The following is an 18,590-nucleotide window of genomic DNA, read 5'->3' on the forward strand; positions in this document are numbered from 1 at the left end:
CGACCGGGGAACCCCTGAGGCGGGGCGGGGGTTGCTCACCCCCGCCCCCTCCGCACCCCCGACCCCGGCTTGAACACCCTGACGGCCACGAAGGCGAGGACGGCGGCCACGGCGACGACGAGGACGACGGTCGAGTACACGGAGACGTACCCCGTCACCTGCTCCCAGTTGTCGCCGAGCAGATAACCGGCCAGCACGAACACGGTGTTCCACAGGGCGCTGCCGAGGGTGGTCAGCAGCAGGAACACCGGCAGCCGCATCCGCTCGACCCCGGCGGGCACCGAGACGAGGCTGCGGAAGACGGGCACCATCCGCCCGAAGAACACGGCCTTGGTCCCGTGCCGCAGGAACCAGGCCTCGGTCCGCTCGATGTCACTGACCTTCACCAGCGGCAGCTTCGCCGCGATCGCGACGGTCCGCTCCCGCCCGAGCAGCGCCCCGGCCCCGTACAGCGCGAACGCCCCGACGACGGACCCGGCGGTGGTCCACAACAACGCGGCGACCAGCCCCATCCGCCCACTGGCGGCCGCGAACCCGGCCATCGGCAGGATGACCTCACTGGGGATCGGCGGAAAGAGATTCTCCAACGCGATGGCGAGCCCGGCCCCGGGAGCCCCGAGCACGTCCATGAGGCCGTTGATCCAGCGTTCCATGCGCCCACGGTAGGGACCGCCGGCTGAAGGGGGGCTGAAGCCGGGGCGTGGACCCCTCTTACCAGCTGCGCACCGACTCAGTTGTCGTCCCGTGCGGCTGTGCCAGGCCTGTGCGGCTGCGCCACGATCGTCGCTGCGCGTGCGTCATCTGCATGCTTCTGCTCCATGGAGGCCCGCAGCTCCGCGGGGCTCGGCCATGGCGCGCGTCGGTGCACCATGCGGTGACAGTTGGCGCATATGAGGGCGAGATCGCTGAGCTTGGTCCGCCCCTCGCCTGCCTCGTGCAGCGGGATCACATGGTGGCATTCGATGTACCCGGCACCGCGTTCACCGTAGACCGCCTCGAAGTCGAACCCGCACGCCTCGCACGCCAGGTGCCCTCCGCTCTTGAGTACGGACGCAATCTTCTTCCTGCGCAGCCCCTTGTTGCGCTCACGGGCCTGGTGCCGGCGCACGAGGAGCCGGCCTTCGGGGGCGCTGTAGTCGCTGTCCTCCTCGGTCTCCGCGGGCAGATCCTCGAATTCACCGGCGACGAGGCCGAGTCGAATGCGCTGGGCCACCTCCGCCATCTCGGCCGGGCGCGCGAGGAAGTCATGAAGGACCTCGACATCGAGGGCGTTGCCATTGGTGGGCTTCCCCGAGTAGTCCGGGTGCCGGCAGGTGATGTCGACGGTCTTGCGGGCTACGCCGTTGGGGTTCCGGAACAACTCGTTCCTGACCTCTTCAGGATGGATCGGCATGGTCCGCAGCAGAGCGGACAGCTCGATCACGCGCGGATCATCGAACTCCAGCCGCTTCCACCCGTTGGACCTCGCCAGGTCACAGGCGAGGATGATCTCGTCGCGCGTCCAGTCCGGGCTCCGAGCCGCACGGATCAGGAACCCCTGTTGCCTGAGCCACCTCGCAGCGTGCGACCTCCCACCACTCAACTCGTCCGGCCTCAGAGCCCGGCCCTGACCGAACTTGTGGGCCACGCCGGCGATGGCCTTCGAGTCGTACGTCCGCCCCTCATGGACGAGGAGGTACCCGGTTGCAGGCTTGTACCCGTACTCCGAGAGAAACCGCTCCCGGCCCAAGTCGTCGCACTCCTCTATGGCTTTGAGAATGTCCTGCTGGCTGATCGCACCTTTGCGCATGGCGGAAGGGTAAGGGCTGCCACTGACAGTGAGTCGTGCGCTCCTGCCCATGGACGTGGACGCAGCGGATGCGGAATACCCCCGTCATGATCGGCGGGGGTTGCGGCCGAAGGCCTTCAGCAGTTGTCAGCAGGGTCCTGCCAGTACCAAGGGGTCGCGGGCGGCACCCAGCTTTCGGAGTCGCTGCGGTCCAAAGCCGGCGGTGGGCAGTCAGCCGGGGCGGGTTTGGCGTCGATCACGGCCTCCAGCGTGAGCTGAACGTATCGGAGGTAGGCGCGTACGTCTCGAATCTGGCGAGCGCGATTCTCGTGCCCAACCCTCCGGTATCCCACGTCGTAGCAGAGCCTCACCAACGTGCGGTAACGGAAGCGTACTTGGTCATTTGGGATGGAGAGCAGCTCAGTCTGCATGCCATGGCGAAGCGATTCAACGGCTGTGCCGCACTTGGTTCGGGCCTCGATGCTGAACTGTGGCTGGTCCAAGTCGAGGTCCGGCAGAGACGGCAGCCACGAGTACAAGGTCGCAAGCCGCTCCAGGAGCTGCTGGGCTGCTTCAGCAGCGCGCTGCTGGGTCCACTCACTGCGGGCCAGGGTGGCAGTGGCGGACTGCTGTGAGGCTGCGAGTTGCGCCTGAGCATGGATGGTCCGTGCCGTCTGCCACCGCGCGACCAGAATGGTGATGGCGCCACCGGCAAGGGTTCCCATCAGAGCGCTGATTGCCTGACTTGCGAGTTCGCTCCAGTCGCTCATCCGTCGACCTCGCCCTTCGGGGCCAGGAGAGGTTGACGGTGAGGGTAACTCGTCGGCTGGTGTCCGTTCACCGCGCGCGCCGCGGTTCGATGTGGTGGCAACGTTCACGTTGTGCGTATTCGCCCGCGACACCCTGACCGACCCTGGTCCAAAAGGGCTCGGATTCACGGAAGTGACCGCCTGCTGTGTGCCATTGGGCGTCGGGATAAGCCTCCCTGAGGGCCGCTAAAGCGGCAGCAGCCAGTCCGCACCGTCTGTACTCCTCGTAGGTGTGCGGTGACTCAACCCAGGCGATCCGGCATGGATGGCAGACCACGTACTCGACCTCGAAGGCCAGTTCGTCCGCGTGGTAGGCCGCACGAATGCGCCAACCAGTCCTCTCGTAGTGTCCTGCCGGCCGATCGACCCAAGGCTTGGGAGGCCGGGCTTCCTTGTCGAATTGGTACTCTTCGGGGTACACCCAGCGGCGGAAGCGATCTCGAAGCGTGGCTTTTTCAGGCAGCTCCCGTACCCAATGAACGTTGCTGGCGTGCTGGGCAATTAAGCGAACGCTCTGTGTAGTCTCGCCCATGGACCCTCCCCCTTCAGCCTCTTCTGGATAGACCCCATGTCTGATCGACCACATGAACGATGCCGCACTGTGGCGTGCTCGGCCTTGGTGTAGGTCGACCTGGATCACTGATGGCGACATCCATCCGCCCCTGGCCTGTAGAAGCCCAGAGGCCCGAGCGCTGCGGCTTGCAGGCGAGAAAAGATCTTTCACGGGAGTACGGCGAAGCACAGGCTTACGCCAAGGAGCCCTCCGTCGCGCGTACGGGCTGCGGTGGGCATAGGGCTGATGCAGGCATGGTCACGACGTATCGATGGCGACCACTGATACGGCCGTGGGCGTGACGAACCATCCAGATCGCCATTTCGGTGTTCTGGATGGTCCGTGCTCGTGGGTGCGGACGGTTTCGAACCGCCGACATCTGCTTTGTGAGCTCGCCCGGCGGGGCGCGGTGGTGCTGCCGACGCCCGGTGAGGGCCGTGCTCGCGGGCACCGGGGAACGGCCCGGTCCACCCCGGTTGATGTCAGCTGTGGATGTCAGCCGAGCAGCCCGGCGCCGGGGCTCACCGCTTCTTGCGGATCTTCTTCATCTTGGCCTCGGCTTCCTTCTTCTTGCGCTGCTGCACCCCGTAGGCGGACCAGGCGCCCTGGTGCTTGGAGCACCGTGAGGTGCCGATGACGGCCTTGTTCTGGCACCGCTTGCCGCTCTGGGTGGGTGCTCCGCACTTCGACTGCGTCATGTGCCCCTCCTGCGTACGGATCGCCGTGGACGGAACAGGGCATGGTCCCAGGAGCGCTGGCCGCCCGGGTAGGCGCGTACGGGTCACGTCGGGGGTACGGCGTGGGGTGCGTCGGCGGTGTCCGCCTCTGCTGCCGGGCTCGCCTCATCCCGCCAGCAACGTCTGGTCGGCCCTCGACGCTCTCTGGCCTGCGCCCCACACGGAACGGTGCAAGACCGGCCCCCTGATCGTCGGGGTTGTGGACCCTATGTGGATTCCGAGCACGGCGAAGGCCCCTTCGCGATCTCTACGAAGGGGCCTCGAACTGCCTATGACCTGCCAAGCACTACTGGTGGGCGCGGACGGTTTCGAACCGCCGACATCTGCTTTGTAAGAGCAGCGCTCTACCCCTGAGCTACGCACCCGGGAATGAGGCAAAAGCTTACATGGACCATGGGTGGGTGCCGCAAACCCGTTCCGGTGGGGCGGGGCCGTGTGGGGGCGGCCGGGGGATAGCCCCACCCCCGTGCTGTGGGTTGCCGGATCGTGGTGGGGCGGGGGCGGTCGTAGGCTCTCGGGGTGCGGTGGGTGCCGTGCTGGTTGATCGGGGGGTTCGTCGTTGTGAGCGTGGGTCGTGTCCGTTTCCGTGTCCGTACTGCCGTTGTCGTCGGCGGGGTCGTGTTCGCCTCGCTCGCCCTCGCCGGGTGCGGCAGTACCGATGTCGACTCCGCTCCCGTGGAGCGCAAGTCCTTCGCGTTGGAGGGGAAGAAGCTCAGTGTGAAGAGCGGGAACTCGCGTGTCGAGGTCATGGCCGCCGACGTGAAGGACGTCGAGGTCAGCCGGCAGGTCGACGGGTGGGTCGTCTTCGGCAGTGGGCCGCATGCCGTGTGGAAGATGGAGCAGGGCGTGCTCACCCTCGACGTCGATTGCGATGGCGTCGCTTCCGACTGCCAGGCCTCGCACGTCGTCAAGGTGCCCCGTGGCGTCGCCGTGGATGTCGAGGACGGCAACGGGGACGTTCTCGCCCATGGGTTCGACACCGACCTCGGGCTGCGTTCCGAGAACGGGCGCGTCACCGTCCGCGACGTCACCGGGGCCCTCCGGCTCGACAGCGGCAACGGGCAGGTGGTCGTGGAGAAGTCGTCGCCGTCCTCCGTCGTCGCCAATGCCGACAACGGGCAGGTACGGCTCCGGTTCGATGCTCCTCCGCGGAGTGTGGATGTCGTCAGTGACAACGGTGAGGTTCTCGTCGAGCTGCCGGGCAAGGGGCCCTACGCCGTGGACGCCCGCAGCGAGAACGGCGACGTGCGCGTCGACGTCCCCACCGATCCCGCCAGCGCCCACGTCGTCAAGGCCCGCAGCGACAACGGGACGGTCGCCGTCCGCGGTGTGAACTGACCGTGTGACGTGTGAACCGACCGGGCCGTGTGTTCGTCAGTCCCTGGTGGGACAATGGACCGGGCACGACGGACACGGCGCGGGAGAGGGATGTGGCGGCGACACACGCTGGGGGCGCGGGCTTGGGTGTCGTCGGGTTCCTGCGGGGGGTGGGCGAGCTGGCCGTGATGGTCGTGGCGCCCGTGCCCCTCGCGGTCGGCGTGCTGGCCGCTTCGTACACCGGTGGCGGGACCCGGCGCTGGTTCGGCGGGCGCGCCGAGAACCAGCGCGCCGAGGCGCAGGCCGCCAAGGACGCCGCGGCCGCCGCCTTCTACGAGCTCGACACCGCCCAGCGCGACCTGCGCATCTCCATCGAGACCATCACCGCCGTCGACTCCTCCCCGGCCGCCCGCCGCGCCGTCGAGGACTTCGAGGCCCTCGGGCGCCGCATCGACGAGGTCAGCGGGGCCTACATCACCGCCGTCGACGCCCACGACCTCGACCGCGACGAGCTGGAGGCCGGGGCCGCCTCCCGAGCCCGTACCGAACTGGACCGGGCCAAGGACGAGCTCGTACGGGTCAAGGGCGAGCTCGACCGCTTCGCCCAGGGCCTCGGGCCGCTCCTCGACACCGCCGAGACCCAGCTCGCCCGCCTCGCGCCCGCCGTGGAGCGGGCCCGGCAGGCGTTGCGGGGTGCCAGTGGCGCCCTCGACGCGGTGCGCGGCGCCGGGCTGCGCGCCGACGACCTGGCCGCCCGGCTCGCCGCCCTCGGCCCCGAGCTGACCCGGCTCAACCAGGGCGCCGGGCAGCACGGCGTGCCCGAGACCCTCCAGCGCGCCGACCGCGTGCTGCGCGAGGCCGAAGCCGTACGCACCGAGGCCGAGCGGCTCCCCGAGCGCGCCGCCGAGACCGACAAGCGCCTGGTCTCGCTGCGCACCCGCGCCCAGGCCCTGGCCAACCGCGCCTCCGGCGTCGAACCCGTCCTCAGCGAGCTGCGCCGCCGCTTCAGCGCCGCCTGCTGGCAGGACCTCCAGCAGGTCCCCGAGCAGGCCGCCCGCAGCGTGCGCCAGGCCGAGGAGAAGCTCGCCGAGGCCGGGAAGGCCCGCGACGAGCAGCGCTGGCCCGACGCCACCGCCCTGCTCACCACCGTCCGCGCGCTGCTCAACTCCACCGACGAGGCCGTGTCCGCCGCCGGTGACCGGCTCCAGCGCCTCAACGCCGTCTCCAAGGACCCCCAGGCCGAGATCGAGCGCACCCGGTTCGCGCTCCGCGACGCCCAGCGCCTCGCCATGACCGGCCGCCACACCCCCGACCCGCGCCACGCCCGCCCCCTGGACGCCGCCGTCGCCCGTCTCGAGCGCGCCGTCGCCGGTCTGGAGGGGCGCCACCCCGACTACTGGCACTTCCTCACCGAGACCGAGGCCGTGCGCGACGCCGCCTCCCGCGTCGTCGACGCGATCCGCGAGGACCGGGGCGGTCAGGGGCGCTAGCCCGCTAGCCAGCTAGCCAGAGGGAAGGGGGACCCCGCTCGGGCCCGGTTTGTCCCGTCCCGGCCTGGGTCGGCTTCCCCCGCCCCCGCCCGGGCCGGCTTCTCCCGCCCCGGCCCGGCCCCCGCGCCGCGCCCCCTACAGTGGCCCCATGCCCCGTTACGAGTTCCGCTGCCGGTCCTGTGGTGACACCTTCGAGGTCAGCAGGCCCATGGCCCAGTCCAGCGACCCGGCCGTTTGCCCCGCCGGGCACGAGGACACCGTCAAGCTGCTGTCCGCCGTCGCCGTCGGCGGGTCCGCCGCTCCCGCCGCGGGTGGGGGCGGAGGCGGTGGCGGCTGTTGCGGCGGGGGCTGCTGCGGCTGAACACTGACGGCATGTGCCGCAGCATCAAGACCCTCCGCCCCCCGCTCCTCGACCACGAGGCGACCGAGGACGACGTCCGGGCCGCCGCCCTCCAGTACGTACGCAAGATCTCCGGCTTCCGCGCGCCCGCCGCGCACAACCGCGAGGTCTTCGAGCGCGCCGTCGACGAGGTCGCCGAGGCCACCCGCAAGCTGCTCGAAGGGATCGAGGTGCGGGGGGCGGGGGCCCGGAAGTGACGATCCCCGGTTCGGCGCTCCGGTGCCTCAGGAAGCCGTGACCGCCGCGGGCTCCGCCGCCGGGCGCCGCATCACGTACGCCGCCAGCGTGCCCGCCAGGAACAGCGCCACCAGCGAGACCGCCGCGCCGAACCAGCCCGCGCCCAGCCACTGGCCGCCGAAGTAGCCCAGGCCCACGCTGTAGCCCGCCCACGCCACGCCCGCCAGGGCCGACCAGGGCAGGAACTCCTTCACCTTGCGGTGGGCCGCCCCGGCGCCCAGGGACACCACGGAGCGTCCGGCGGGGGCGAAGCGGGCGATGACGACCAGGACGCCGCCGCCCTTGGCGAGCGCGCTGCCGAGACGTTCCTGCGCGCTGGTCAGGCGGCGCGAGCGGGCGATGGCCCGGTCCAGGCGCTCCCCGCCGCGCCAGGCGAGGCGGTACGCCACCAGGTCGCCGAGGACCGAGGCGGTGGCCGCGCACAGGGCGAGGACCAGCAGCGAGGGCGCGTCGTGGGCGACCTGGCCGTCGACGACGCTCGTGGAGCCCGCGGCCGCGGCCGTCGCGGCCGTGATCACCAGGACGCCGCTGGGCAGTACCGGCAGGAAGACGTCGAGGACGACGGAGACCGCCACCACGACGTAGATCCATGGGCTGCCGGTCAGCGACCCCACGCTATCGAGCACCTTGACTCCCCGGTGTTACGTGACAACGCCGCGACGTCGCAGGGGAGCGGCAGGGGCGGCTTGAACAGCTATACAGCGTACGCCTGTGAGGGGGGAGCCCGCCGCCCGGGGTGGGGTGATGTCGTGCACCTCACGCCGGATGGGGGCAGTCTGGGAGGAGTGACAGGGGGGAGGCAGAGCGTGAGGAGTGGCAGATGGTGTCTGGTGCAGACGCAGGGCCGACCGTGCGGCCGGGTGCGCGGGCGGTGAGCCGCGAGCGCCTCGCGGCCGGGCTCGCCGTCACCCTCGCCGCCGCGCCGGCCGTCCTGTTCGCCGTCCTGCTCGGCGGGCCCGCGGCGCCCGCGTCCGCCGCGCCCCTGGACGACCCGCACGGCGTGGTCCTCGGTGACGTCTCGCTGTGGGGCGTCTGAGTCCACGGGACGCGGGGGTACGGGAGTACGGGAAGGGGCCCGGGCGCGTCTCGCGCCCGGGCCCCTTCCCGTACCGGTGTGCGTCAGGCCATGACGGTGGCCTTGCGCTCCTCGGCCTCCCGCTCGGTGTCCGACGCGGCGCGCCCGGCGAACAGGCCGTCCACGGCGAACGCGCCCGGGCCGGTGAAGACCAGCAGCAGGAAGACCCAGCTGAACATCGCGGCGGCCTCGCCGCCGTTCTGCAGCGGCCACAGGGCTTCGGGCTGGTGCACGTTGAAGTACGCGTACGCCATCGATCCGGAGGCGACGAGGGCGGCGACGCGGGTGCCGGCGCCGACGAGCACCAGCAGGCCGGCGACCAGCTGGATGACCGCGGCGTACCAGCCGGGCCAGGTGCCGGCGGCGACGGTGCCGCCGCCGGGGCCGCCGCCCAGGACGCCGAAGAGCGAGGCGGCGCCGTGGCAGGCGAAGAGCAGGCCGACGACGACGCGGAACAGGCCGACGGCGTACGGCTGTGCGTGGTTCAGGCGGTGGGTGAGGGTACGCATGAGGGGGGTGGCTCCTTCGGTTGGGGACGTGAACCGATGAGAGCCTCAAGGTTAGGCACGCCTAATCTATGCTTGCAAGTTCAACATTTAGTTGTCGGTTACTTTCCGCCGGGGATTCCGTTTGCGCCCCGGTCGCGGCCAGCAGGGCGGCCCGCGCGACCGCGTCGGTGTCCGAGAGCAGGACCGAGTCGACGCCCGGGCGGGCGCCCGCCGCCGTCACCCAGTGGACCCCCTCGGTGGGCACTCCGAGCGCGAACCTCCTGGTGTGGGGCCTGCCGTGACGGTCGATCATGCGGTACGGGCGGGCCGTCACGTCGAGCCCGCCGGTCTCGTAGCCGCCCACGGAGTGCGGTCGGCAGGCGCCGCCGCGCAGCAGCCGGCCGAGCAGTTCGTCACCGCTGCGCCGAAGGTCCGGTTCCGGCAGCCGGGCCTCGATGAGGGTGGTCGCCCGCACCGCCGAACCGGGGACGTCGGGCGAGTGGGCGGTGAACGCGCCGTCCTCCGCGCGGACGGTGAGGCGCGGACCGACGACGTCCAGCACGCCCGCGTCGATCAGCGCGGCCATCTCCTCGACGCGCCGGCGCGGCGGCCCGATCGAGAGGAACGCGTTCATTGGTGTGTACCAACGGTCCAGGTGGTCGCGGTAGGAGGAGCCGCTGAGCCCCGAGTGGTCCACGATCAGGCGCAGTTCGTTGCGCAGGTCCCGCAGGACGTCCAGGGCCGCCTTGAGCGGGCCCGCCACGTTCCCCAGGGCAGCCTGTGCCGCGTCCCGTCTCAGGTGCCCGAGCAGCCACGCGCGGTGCTCGGCGGGGGAGGCGAACGCCGCCCTGCCGTGCGGGCGGGTGACCCGCTCCCAGGACCAGCGGGCCGATTCCGGCAGGCCGAATCTGGCCGGGATGTCATGTACGTCTCCGGGCGCGGCGTCCAGGAACGCGCGCCGGAACTCCCGCGCCCGGTGCGGCGGGAGCAGCGCCTCGTAGTAGACGGTCTCCACCTCGCGGGCCACCAGCGGCCAGACGTCGGCGAGGAAGTCAGGCGGGTCGCCCGCCGCCGCGCGCTCGCGGAACGCCGCGATCACCCCCGGCGTCAGCAGCAGCGGCTCGTGCCGCCCCGAGGCGCCCTTGGCGTTGTCGCCGCGCGCCTGGTACGGGACCCCCCGCCGCGAGCCCGCGACCAGCCGCGGCTCACGGCCCGAGGGACGGTAGGCCAGACCGTGCCGCCCCTTGACGAAGGAGCCGCCGCGGCCGGTGGTGAGCAGGGCCATGTGGTCGAAGAAGTTGAGCCCGAGCCCGCGCAGCAGGACCGTTTCGCCGGGGCGGACCGCGGCCAGGTCCAGGTCGGCGGGGTTGGCCGGCGGGAAGTGGCGCAGCCCGTGCCGGACCGCGTACGCCGAGAGCCGGGCCACCTCGGCGCCGGGCCGGGCGGGCAGGTGGCCCTGGGCGAGCACGACCGCGCCGAGGCCGCGCAGCCGGGTCCCGTCGTCCAGGTCGAGCGCCTGAAGGCCGCCCGGCTCGTCGGTCAGCCGGACCGCCCGGGCGCGGTGGACGCGGACCGTGAGGGCGTCCGGCGCCGTGGCCACCGTACGGGCGAAGGCCCACTCCAGGTAGCGGCCGTACTGGGCGCGGGTGGGGTAGTCGTCGGGGCCCAGGCGCTCGTCGGCCCCGGCGGCGGCCCACTCGTACAGGCTCGGCCCCGGGCGGACCGGGCCCGCGCACCGCACGCTCGCGTCGGTGAACACCGTGACCTGCGAGGCGACCGTGTTCATCAGCAGCTCGGCGGGCTGGTCGGTGCGCCACACGCGGCCCGCGCCGGGCGGGCTGGGGTCGACCACGTGGACGGTCAGCGGGGTGTCCGGGGCCAGCGTCGGCAGGGAGGCGCAGAGCCTCTCCAGGGCGGAGGTGCCGCGCGGACCCGCGCCGACCAGGGCTATCGGTGCAGACGACAAGGTGGTGACTCCCGGGAGCGTTCGGCGCTGGACGGTGATCGTCCGGCACATCATGCCGCCGCCGCCTTCGAGAACGAACCTCTGGCCGGAGCTTCACACTTTGCGGTTGGGATGGTCACGCGGGCTTCACATGCGCCCGCGGGCGCCCCACGGGCCCCTTCCCGGAAGCCGCGGATCCCGCCGAACCGGCCCCGTCCCGGAAGCCTCGGGCCCCGCCCGACCGGGCGCGGAGTTCCGGCGCCGCCCTCAGCGCCGGCGGCTGAGCGTGCGCCGTTCCACCGTCCGCAGCCGGGCGCCGCCCCGGGTCGCGCGCGCCTGCTCCAGGCCCAGCTCGGCCCCGCGCCCGCGCAGCGTCAGCGTCATCAGCTGGTTGCCGAACCACGGGCCGCCCGTGCGCCGCCAGCGCACCGGGGGGCGCCGCACCCCGCCGTGCCGGGCCAGCGCCCGCCCGAGCCGCCGCCCCGCCCGGCTCCAGCCGAACCGGAAGCCGAGCCGTATCGAGCGCGGCACCGAGTTGTGCACCGGCGAGCAGGTCAGCTGCAGCACGTGCGCGTCGGGCCCGCGCGAGGGCCACTCGGGCTCGGCCACGTACGCGTGGTGGACGTCCCCGGAGAGCACGCACACCGTCGCCGGGGCGTCCGGGCCGCTGCCCGCCTCCCGGATCAGCGCGGCCAGCCAGGAGAACGACGCCGGGAACGCGGCCCAGTGCTCCAGGTCCGCCCGCCGCCGCAGGTACTCGGCGAACCGCGCCCACCGCCGCCCCCGGCCGCCGCGCGCCAGCGCCGCGTTCCAGCTCTCCGCGTCGTGCACCAGCGGCGGCAGCAGCCAGGGCAGCGAGGTGCCGAGCAGCAGGTGGTCGTAGGAGCACGCCTCGTCCAGGACCTGCTCGCGCACCCAGGCGGCCTCGTCCTCGTCGAGCATCGCGCGCTCGCTCTCCCGCAGGACCCGGGCGGCCCGCGAGTCGATCATCATCAGCCGGGTGCGCCCGAAGTCGCGCCGGTAGCTCCAGCGGGCCCGGCGCGGGTCCTCGTCGGCCGCCGCCGCGAACGCCCGCAGCGCGTCCGTCCCGTCGGGCGCCGCGCACACCGCCGCGTACACCTCGTCGGCGGCCAGCTCGTCGGGGGAGAGGTTGCCCAGGTGCTGGTAGACCCAGTACGACATCAGGCCGCTCAGCACCCGCTCGCGCCACCACGGGGTGGCGCGCATGTCGGCGACCCAGGCGTCGCTGGTGTTCCAGTCGTCGATCACGTCGTGGTCGTCGAAGATCATGCAGCTCGGTACGGAGGACAGCAGCCAGCGCACCTCGGGGTCGCGCCAGGACTCGTCGTACAGCCGGGTGTACTCCTCGAAGTCCGCCACCTCCGCGCCCGGGGCGTCGCGCAGGTCGCGGCGGGCGGCCAGCCAGCGGCGGGTGGCCTCGGAGGTCTCGTCCGCGTACACCTGGTCGCCCAGGAGCAGCAGCACGTCGGGCCGGTCGGCGTCCGGCGAGGACAGCAGCTTCAGGGCCAGGGTGTCCAGCGCGTCGGGCCCCACCGGGTCGTGCGCCTCGCCCTGCGGCTTGGCGGCCCAGCGGCAGGAGCCGAAGGTGATCCGGGCCTCGTGCGAGGGCACCCGCGGGGTGCGGATGGTGCTCGCCGGGAACCCGGCCTGCTCCTCGGGGTCGGCGGGCGGCCACACCCGGCGCCCGTCGAGCAGCACCTCGTACGGCGTGGAGCTGCCCGGCGCCAGGCCGGTCACCGGCACCAGCGCGTAGTGGTGCCCGGCGACCTGGAAGGTACGGGTGCTGCCGCCCGCCGCGCCCGCGCGCACCTCGGCGGCGCACGGGCGGTCGGCCTCCACCCAGACGGTCGCGCGGTCGCCGCGCTCCCAGTCGACGTACCTCAGAAGTGGTCCGAGCCGCAGTCCCGCCGCCATGAGAGGCCCCCTCCGTCGTTCGTACGTACGGTACGGAAACGAAGGGGGCGGGCGGGGCGGTTCCGGCGCAGGGGGTCCGGGACGGGCGGTCCTGCGCGGGGCCCGACGCCGGGGGCCTGTGCCCTTGGTCACGGGACGGGGCCCGGGGGAAGGGCGGTCGTCAGCAGCCGTTGAGTATCGACTGCAGCGCGCTCTTCTCGGCGGAGTCCACGGTCAGGTTCCAGTCGTGCTTGACCTGCGTCCACATCCGGGCGTAGGTGCAGCGGTAGGCGGTGCGCGGCGGCAGCCACTGGGCCGGGTCCTTGTCGCCCTTGGCCTGGTTCACGTTGTCGGTGACCGCGATCAGCTGCGGGCGGCTCAGGTCGTTGGCGAACGACTGGCGCTGCGCGGTGGTCCAGGAGCTGGCGCCCGAGCGCCAGGCCTGGGCGAGCGGGACCACGTGGTCGATGTCCAGGTCGGAGGCGGCGGTCCAGGTGGCGCCGTCGTACTCCGAGTACCAACTGCCGCTGACCGCCGCACAGCTGGAGTCCTGCTGCACGTTCGAGCCGTCGCGCTTGAGGACGACCTCGCGGGTGTTGCAGGCGCCGGACTGGGTGATCCAGTGGGGGAACTTGTCGCGGCTGTAGCCGGAGGAGGAGCCCTCGGCCTGGACGGTGAGTCCCGCGAGGTAGGTACGGGCGGTGGCGGCGCTCACCGGGGTGGGCGGCGCGGCCTGGGCGGCGGGCGCGGTGGCCAGCAGGCCGGTGACGGTGAGGGCGGCGGAGGCGGCGAGCACGGCGGCGCGCGAGGTGCGACGCGCGTAGACACCAGACATGCGAACTCCCTGAGGATGTGGGGGTGTTGGCCGGAGAGGCCCGTGGGGCCCGGCCATGTTCACGGCGCGAGATTGCGGTGGGGGGTGCGCCGGGTTACAGGGTGGCGACATGGGCACGTCACATCAAGGGGTGCGGTGGATCTCCGTCGCGGTGTCATGTGCTTTGTCCTGCTTCGGGGTTGATGTGCCGTCAGGTGGTGGTCGGGCGGTGTCTAGGGTGGGCGGGTGCTCCTGCCCGTCAACGGTGTCCTCGCCGCCGTGCTCGCCGTCCTGCTCGCCGTCGCGGCCGCCGTCGCCGCCCTCGCGCACCTGGGCCGCTCCCGCGAGATCGTCACCGCCGGACTGCGCGCCGCCGTCCAACTGGCCGCCGTCTCCGTGGTCATCGGCTGGGTCGTGCACCGGCTGCCCGCGCTGCTCGGCTTCCTGCTGCTGATGTACGCGGTCGCGGTGCGCACCGCAGGGCGCCGGGTCACCGGCAATGGCACCTGGTGGTGGGCGGCGGCCCCGCTGGCCGCCGGGGTCGTCCCCGCCGTCGCCGCACTGCTGCTCACCGGCCTGGTCCCGCTCCGGGGCGTCGCCCTGGTCCCGGTCGCCGGGATCCTGCTCGGCGGCGCGCTCACCGCCACCGTGCTCGGCGGGCGCCGCGCCCTGGACGAGCTGCGGGACCGGCACGGCGAGGTGGAGGCGGGCCTCGCGCTGGGGCTGCCGGAGCGCGAGGCCCGGCTGGAGGTCGCCCGCCCGGCCGCCGCCGACGCGCTGCTCCCGGGCCTGGACCAGACCCGCACGGTGGGCCTGGTGACGCTGCCGGGGGCGTTCGTGGGGATGCTGCTCGGCGGGGCCTCCCCGCTCCAGGCGGGGGCGGTGCAGCTCTTCGTCCTGGTCGCGCTGATGGCGGTACAGGCGGTGTCGGTGGCGGTGGTGCTGGAACTGGTGGCGCGGGGGCGGCTGCACCGGGGGTGACCCGTACGGAGCAGCGGGGAGGCGTGGCGCGGGGGCGGGCCGCGGGACCCGGGTGGCGCGAGGCGGACCTCGTTTTGTATCGTGAAGGAACAAAGTGGCCCCGCCCGCACTCCCTGACCGGTGGGCGGGCCGCTCTGTTCCTCCGCGCCCCCGCGCGGCACACGCGACACCCGGGAGCCCCGCATGCCCGTTCTGACCGCCCGCGCCCTCCTCCTGGACATGGACGGCACCCTCGTCAACTCCGACGCCGTGGTGGAACGCTGCTGGCGCGACTGGGCCGTCGAGAACGGCCTGGACCCCGACGAGGCGCTGAAGGTCGTCCACGGGCGCCAGGGGTACGCCACCATGGCCGCCCTGCTCCCGGACCGCCCCATGGAGCAGAACCACGCCGACAACAAGGTGATGCTCGCCCGCGAGACCGCCGACCTCGACGGGGTCGTCCCGATCGAGGGGGCGCCCGCCTTCATGGCCGCGATCGCCGCGCTGCCGCACGCCCTGGTCACCTCGGCCGACGAGGCCCTGGCCACCGCCCGGATGGGCGCCGCCGGACTGCCGATGCCCGCCTTGCGCGTGACCGCCGAACGGGTCGGCGCCAGCAAGCCCGACCCGGAGGGCTTCCTCAAGGGCGCCGCCGAGCTGGGCTTCGCCCCGGCGGACTGCGTGGCCTTCGAGGACTCCCAGGCCGGGATCGAGGCCGCGCGGGCGGCGGGGATGCGGGTCGTGGGGGTGGGCCCGAGGGCCGCCGCCTTCGCCCCGGACGTGCACGTGCTCGACCTGCGCGAGCTGGAGGTCGCCGCGAACGGGGAGGGCGGGATCGAGCTGCGGGTCGCGTAGCCGCCGCCTGTCGCGGGCCCGCCCGGGCCGCAGGGGCCACGGCCCCCGGACCCGGCCCACGGCCCCCGCACCCGGCCCCTGCACCCCGGCCCGGACCTCGTAACCCCGGCCCCCTAAGGCTCCGCCGTCTCCCGCTCCAGCCGCTCCCGCGTCTCCGGCCCGTACACCCCCGCCGGATCCCCCTCGATCGACTGGTACGACTGGTAGATCGCCACCGCGCGCTCGGTGCGCTCGTCGAACCGTCCGTCCGCGTCACCCCGGTACAGCCACAGCTGTCCCAGGCGCCGCTGCAGCTCGGCCACCTCCGGGCCCTGGTCGCCCCGGCGCAGGGTGGTGCCCGGGGTCGGGACCCGGGTGGACGGGGATGCCGACACCGTGGCCGTCTCCCGCGCGGTCGCCGACGGCGAGGGCGGCGCCTGGCGGGAGCGGCTCGGCGAGGCCCGCGAGGGCTCGGGCTCCCGCTGCGGCGTCCGCGCCGACGGCGACCGGGGCACGGCCGCCCCCGCCGCGCGCGAGGACGGCGCCGGGGAGACCCGGGCGCTGGGCGACCCGGCGGCGTCGGAGGGGTACGCGGAGACGAGCTCGGGCACCGCCCGGTCCGGCCCCCCGTCGCCCCCGCCGTCCCCGGAGAACAGCCCCGCCGCGAGCGCCCCCGTGCCCGCCACCGCGACCGCCGCCAGCGCCACGCCCAGCGCGGCCAGCACCCGCCGCCCCCGGTGCGCCACCGGCTCCGGGCCCGTGGGCTCCCCGGCCGCCCCGGGCGCAGGCTCGCGTACCGGAGGGGCCGGCGGCTCGCCGCGTACGAACAGGGGCACCGTCGCGTCGGCCGGTTCGGCCGCCTCTCCGCCCGGCGGGGCCGGCAGGTTCACGTACGGGCGTATGCGCAGCGGGTCGAAGTCCTCCGCCGCGGCCCGCTCGCGCGCCGCGCAGCCGCAGCCCGGCCCCGGCCTGCCGTCGGCCCCCCGCGGCGTCCCGCACTCGGAGCAGACAAGTCCGGTCATCGTGGGCCCCCTCCCTCGGATGCAGCGATTATGCAGCCCCGCCCCCCGAGCCCCCACGGCCTCGCCCGACCCGGGCGGTTCCCGGCGGTTCCCGGCAGGCCATAACGGGACACAGCGCCCAGGATGGGTCCCATGGAGGAGCGAACGAGCAACCCGAACAGCGGCCCGATACCCCTCGGCCCACCGCCCCCCGAGCCGGGGGCCGGGCAGAGCCACCGCACGGTCCTGGTCGCCATCGGCGCCCTGCTCCTGGGCATGCTGCTGGCCGCCCTCGACCAGACCATCGTGTCCACCGCGCTGCCCACCATCGTCAGCGAACTGGGCGGCATGGAGCACCTGTCGTGGGTGGTCACCGCCTACATGCTGGCGTCCACCGCCGCGACCCCGCTGTGGGGCAAGCTCGGCGACCAGTACGGGCGCAAGAAGCTGTTCCAGACGGCGATCGTCCTCTTCCTGATCGGCTCCGCGCTGTGCGGCCTCGCGCAGAACATGCCGCAGCTGATCGCCTTCCGCGCGGTCCAGGGCCTGGGCGGCGGCGGTCTGATGGTGCTGTCGATGGCGATCGTCGGCGACCTGGTCTCGCCCCGCGAACGCGGCAAGTACCAGGGCCTGTTCGGCGCCGTCTTCGGCGCGACCAGCGTGCTCGGGCCGCTGCTGGGCGGTCTGTTCACCGAACACCTCTCCTGGCGCTGGGTGTTCTACGTCAACCTGCCGGTCGGCGTGGTCGCCCTCTTCGTGATCGCCGCCGTGCTGCACGTACCGGTGCGCACCACCCGGCACACCATCGACTACCTGGGCACCTTCCTGATCGCCTCGGTCGCCACCTGCCTGGTCCTGGTCGCCTCGCTCGGCGGCACCACCTGGGCCTGGGGCTCGGCGCAGATCATCGGCCTCGCCGTGCTGGGCGCGGTGCTGCTGGTGTGCTTCCTGTACGTGGAGCGGCGCGCGGCCGAACCCGTACTGCCGCTGAAGCTGTTCCGCATCCGCACCTTCGCGCTGGTCTCGGTGATCAGCTTCATCGTGGGCTTCGCGATGTTCGGCGCGATGACCTACCTGCCGACCTTCCTCCAGGTCGTCCAGGGCGTCACGCCCACCATGTCGGGCGTGCACATGCTCCCGATGGTCCTCGGCATGCTGCTCACCTCCACCGCGTCCGGCCAGGTCGTCTCGCGCACCGGCCGCTGGAAGGTCTTCCCGCTGGCCGGCACCGCGATCACCGCGGTCGGCCTGGTGCTGCTGCACCGGCTGTCGGAGACCAGCTCCACCTGGGAGATGAGCCTGTACTTCTTCGTGTTCGGCGCGGGGCTCGGCCTGGTGATGCAGGTCCTGGTGCTCGTCGTGCAGAACGCCGTCTCCTACCAGGACCTCGGCGTCGCCACCTCCGGCGCCACCTTCTTCCGCTCCATCGGCGCCTCCTTCGGCGTCGCCATCTTCGGCACGGTCTTCACCAACCGGCTCACCGGGAAGCTCGAATCCGCCCTGGCCGGACAGCAGTTGCCGCCCGGCACCGGACCCGGCGAGATCGCCGCCGACCCGCGCTCCATGGGACTGCTGCCGCCCGCGCTGCGCCCGGCCGTGCTGCACGCGTACGCCACCTCCATCACGGACGTGTTCCTGTACGCGGCACCGGTCGTGCTGCTCGCCTTCGCCGTCGCCTGGTTCCTGAAGGAGGACAAGCTGCGCGGCTCGGTCACCGCGCCCGACGTCAGCCAGACCGTCGCCTCCAACCCGGTCGAGCGCTCCTCGTACGACGAGTGCGCCCGGGCCCTGTCCGTGCTCGGCTCCCGCGAGGGCCGCAAGGCGATCTACGAGAAGATCACCGAGCGCGCGGGCCTGGACCTGCTGCCCGGCGCCAGCTGGCTGGTACTGCGGATCCGGCGCCACGGGGCCGTCGAGCCCGGCCACCTGGCCGAGACCGCGCCCGTACCGCTCCAGGTCATCACGGACGCGGCCCGGCAGGTCGAGGAGCGCGGCCTGGCTCGCCGCGACGGGGTGCACCTGGTGCTGACCGAGCAGGGAGTACGGACGGCGACGGTGCTGGCCAAGGCCCGCGAGGAGTCGCTGGCGGAGCTGCTCGGCGACTGGTGGGGACCGGACCGGCCGACCGACCTGGTGCGCCTGGTGGAGGAGCTGACGGCCGAGCTCAGCGGCTCGGACGCGGAGCGCCCGCCGGGACCGGAGCCGCGGGGGGACCACCGCGCCCGCTAGCCGGGCTCGACGGCCCGAT

At 73.1% G+C, this 18,590-nt stretch carries 19 protein-coding genes and 1 tRNA gene; 8 read left to right on the top strand and 12 right to left on the bottom strand.

The annotated features are described in order from the left end of the window. Positions 1–35: 35 nt before the first annotated feature. The 6 genes from ABT160_RS01245 to ABT160_RS01270 form a co-directional block, all read right to left on the bottom strand. Positions 36–653 carry a DedA family protein gene (locus tag ABT160_RS01245; protein WP_351641952.1) on the bottom strand — a complete coding sequence of 206 codons (618 nt, stop codon included), beginning with the start codon at positions 651–653 and terminating at the stop codon, positions 36–38. Positions 654–730: 77 nt separating this feature from the next. Further along, the gene (locus ABT160_RS01250; RefSeq protein ID WP_351641954.1) at positions 731–1,789 is read right to left on the bottom strand and encodes an HNH endonuclease; all 1,059 of its coding nucleotides are present in this window, start codon (positions 1,787–1,789) and stop codon (positions 731–733) included. Between the two features lie 116 nt (positions 1,790–1,905). After that, positions 1,906–2,538 carry a hypothetical protein gene (locus tag ABT160_RS01255; RefSeq protein ID WP_351641956.1) on the bottom strand — a complete coding sequence of 211 codons (633 nt, stop codon included), beginning with the start codon at positions 2,536–2,538 and terminating at the stop codon, positions 1,906–1,908. Between the two features lie 67 nt (positions 2,539–2,605). Beyond that, positions 2,606–3,109, bottom strand: coding sequence for a hypothetical protein (locus ABT160_RS01260; RefSeq protein ID WP_351641959.1), 504 nt, complete (start codon positions 3,107–3,109; stop codon positions 2,606–2,608). 542 nt (positions 3,110–3,651) lie between these two features. Next, entirely contained in the window at positions 3,652–3,828 is a 177-nt protein-coding gene (locus ABT160_RS01265; RefSeq protein WP_351641961.1) for a hypothetical protein, read from the bottom strand. Between the two features lie 329 nt (positions 3,829–4,157). Beyond that, positions 4,158–4,232, bottom strand: a tRNA-Val gene (locus tag ABT160_RS01270). 178 nt (positions 4,233–4,410) lie between these two features. On the opposite strand from ABT160_RS01270, the gene ABT160_RS01275 reads away from it, so the two are divergent. From ABT160_RS01275 to ABT160_RS01290, 4 genes are all read left to right on the top strand, one after another. After that, positions 4,411–5,205 carry a DUF4097 family beta strand repeat-containing protein gene (locus tag ABT160_RS01275; RefSeq protein ID WP_502984147.1) on the top strand — a complete coding sequence of 265 codons (795 nt, stop codon included), beginning with the start codon at positions 4,411–4,413 and terminating at the stop codon, positions 5,203–5,205. Positions 5,206–5,297: 92 nt separating this feature from the next. Then, positions 5,298–6,674, top strand: coding sequence for a hypothetical protein (locus ABT160_RS01280; RefSeq protein WP_502984138.1), 1,377 nt, complete (start codon positions 5,298–5,300; stop codon positions 6,672–6,674). Between the two features lie 148 nt (positions 6,675–6,822). Further along, the gene (locus ABT160_RS01285) at positions 6,823–7,035 is read left to right on the top strand and encodes an FmdB family zinc ribbon protein (RefSeq protein WP_351641966.1); all 213 of its coding nucleotides are present in this window, start codon (positions 6,823–6,825) and stop codon (positions 7,033–7,035) included. Between the two features lie 11 nt (positions 7,036–7,046). Beyond that, positions 7,047–7,271, top strand: a complete 225-nt coding sequence (locus ABT160_RS01290) for a DUF2277 domain-containing protein (protein ID WP_351641967.1) — start codon at positions 7,047–7,049, stop codon at positions 7,269–7,271. Between the two features lie 27 nt (positions 7,272–7,298). Here the strand turns inward: ABT160_RS01290 and ABT160_RS01295 are convergent, their stop codons facing one another. Continuing rightward, a complete protein-coding gene (locus ABT160_RS01295) occupies positions 7,299–7,937 on the bottom strand; it encodes a DedA family protein (RefSeq protein ID WP_351641969.1) in 639 nt (212 codons plus the stop codon). 194 nt (positions 7,938–8,131) lie between these two features. Between ABT160_RS01295 and ABT160_RS01300 the strand changes: the two genes are divergently transcribed. After that, the gene (locus ABT160_RS01300) at positions 8,132–8,347 is read left to right on the top strand and encodes a hypothetical protein (protein WP_351641972.1); all 216 of its coding nucleotides are present in this window, start codon (positions 8,132–8,134) and stop codon (positions 8,345–8,347) included. Between the two features lie 83 nt (positions 8,348–8,430). Here the strand turns inward: ABT160_RS01300 and ABT160_RS01305 are convergent, their stop codons facing one another. The 4 genes from ABT160_RS01305 to ABT160_RS01320 form a co-directional block, all read right to left on the bottom strand. Then, a complete protein-coding gene (locus tag ABT160_RS01305; protein WP_351641974.1) occupies positions 8,431–8,895 on the bottom strand; it encodes a DoxX family protein in 465 nt (154 codons plus the stop codon). Positions 8,896–8,956: 61 nt separating this feature from the next. After that, the gene (locus ABT160_RS01310) at positions 8,957–10,891 is read right to left on the bottom strand and encodes an FAD/NAD(P)-binding protein (protein ID WP_351642227.1); all 1,935 of its coding nucleotides are present in this window, start codon (positions 10,889–10,891) and stop codon (positions 8,957–8,959) included. Positions 10,892–11,086: 195 nt separating this feature from the next. Beyond that, positions 11,087–12,754, bottom strand: a complete 1,668-nt coding sequence (locus ABT160_RS01315) for an alkaline phosphatase D family protein (RefSeq protein ID WP_351641976.1) — start codon at positions 12,752–12,754, stop codon at positions 11,087–11,089. A gap of 160 nt (positions 12,755–12,914) precedes the next feature. After that, positions 12,915–13,568, bottom strand: a complete 654-nt coding sequence (locus tag ABT160_RS01320; RefSeq protein ID WP_351641977.1) for an HNH endonuclease family protein — start codon at positions 13,566–13,568, stop codon at positions 12,915–12,917. Between the two features lie 225 nt (positions 13,569–13,793). Here ABT160_RS01320 and ABT160_RS01325 point away from each other — a divergent pair, with 225 nt between their 5' ends. Further along, positions 13,794–14,528, top strand: a complete 735-nt coding sequence (locus ABT160_RS01325) for an ABC transporter permease (RefSeq protein WP_351641979.1) — start codon at positions 13,794–13,796, stop codon at positions 14,526–14,528. Between the two features lie 183 nt (positions 14,529–14,711). Continuing rightward, positions 14,712–15,362 (top strand): HAD-IA family hydrolase, encoded by a 651-nt coding sequence (locus tag ABT160_RS01330; RefSeq protein WP_351641981.1) that lies wholly within the window; start codon positions 14,712–14,714, stop codon positions 15,360–15,362. 113 nt (positions 15,363–15,475) lie between these two features. Here ABT160_RS01330 and ABT160_RS01335 read toward each other — a convergent pair whose 3' ends face one another. After that, positions 15,476–16,363: a peptidoglycan-binding protein gene (locus tag ABT160_RS01335; RefSeq protein ID WP_351641982.1), complete on the bottom strand. Its 888-nt coding sequence runs from the start codon at positions 16,361–16,363 to the stop codon at positions 15,476–15,478. Between the two features lie 132 nt (positions 16,364–16,495). Between ABT160_RS01335 and ABT160_RS01340 the strand changes: the two genes are divergently transcribed. After that, positions 16,496–18,571, top strand: coding sequence for an MDR family MFS transporter (locus tag ABT160_RS01340; RefSeq protein ID WP_351641983.1), 2,076 nt, complete (start codon positions 16,496–16,498; stop codon positions 18,569–18,571). Positions 18,572–18,590: the final 19 nt, after the last annotated feature.

The organism is Streptomyces sp. NPDC001941 (assembly GCF_040296945.1).
Lineage (GTDB): Bacteria > Actinomycetota > Actinomycetes > Streptomycetales > Streptomycetaceae > Streptomyces.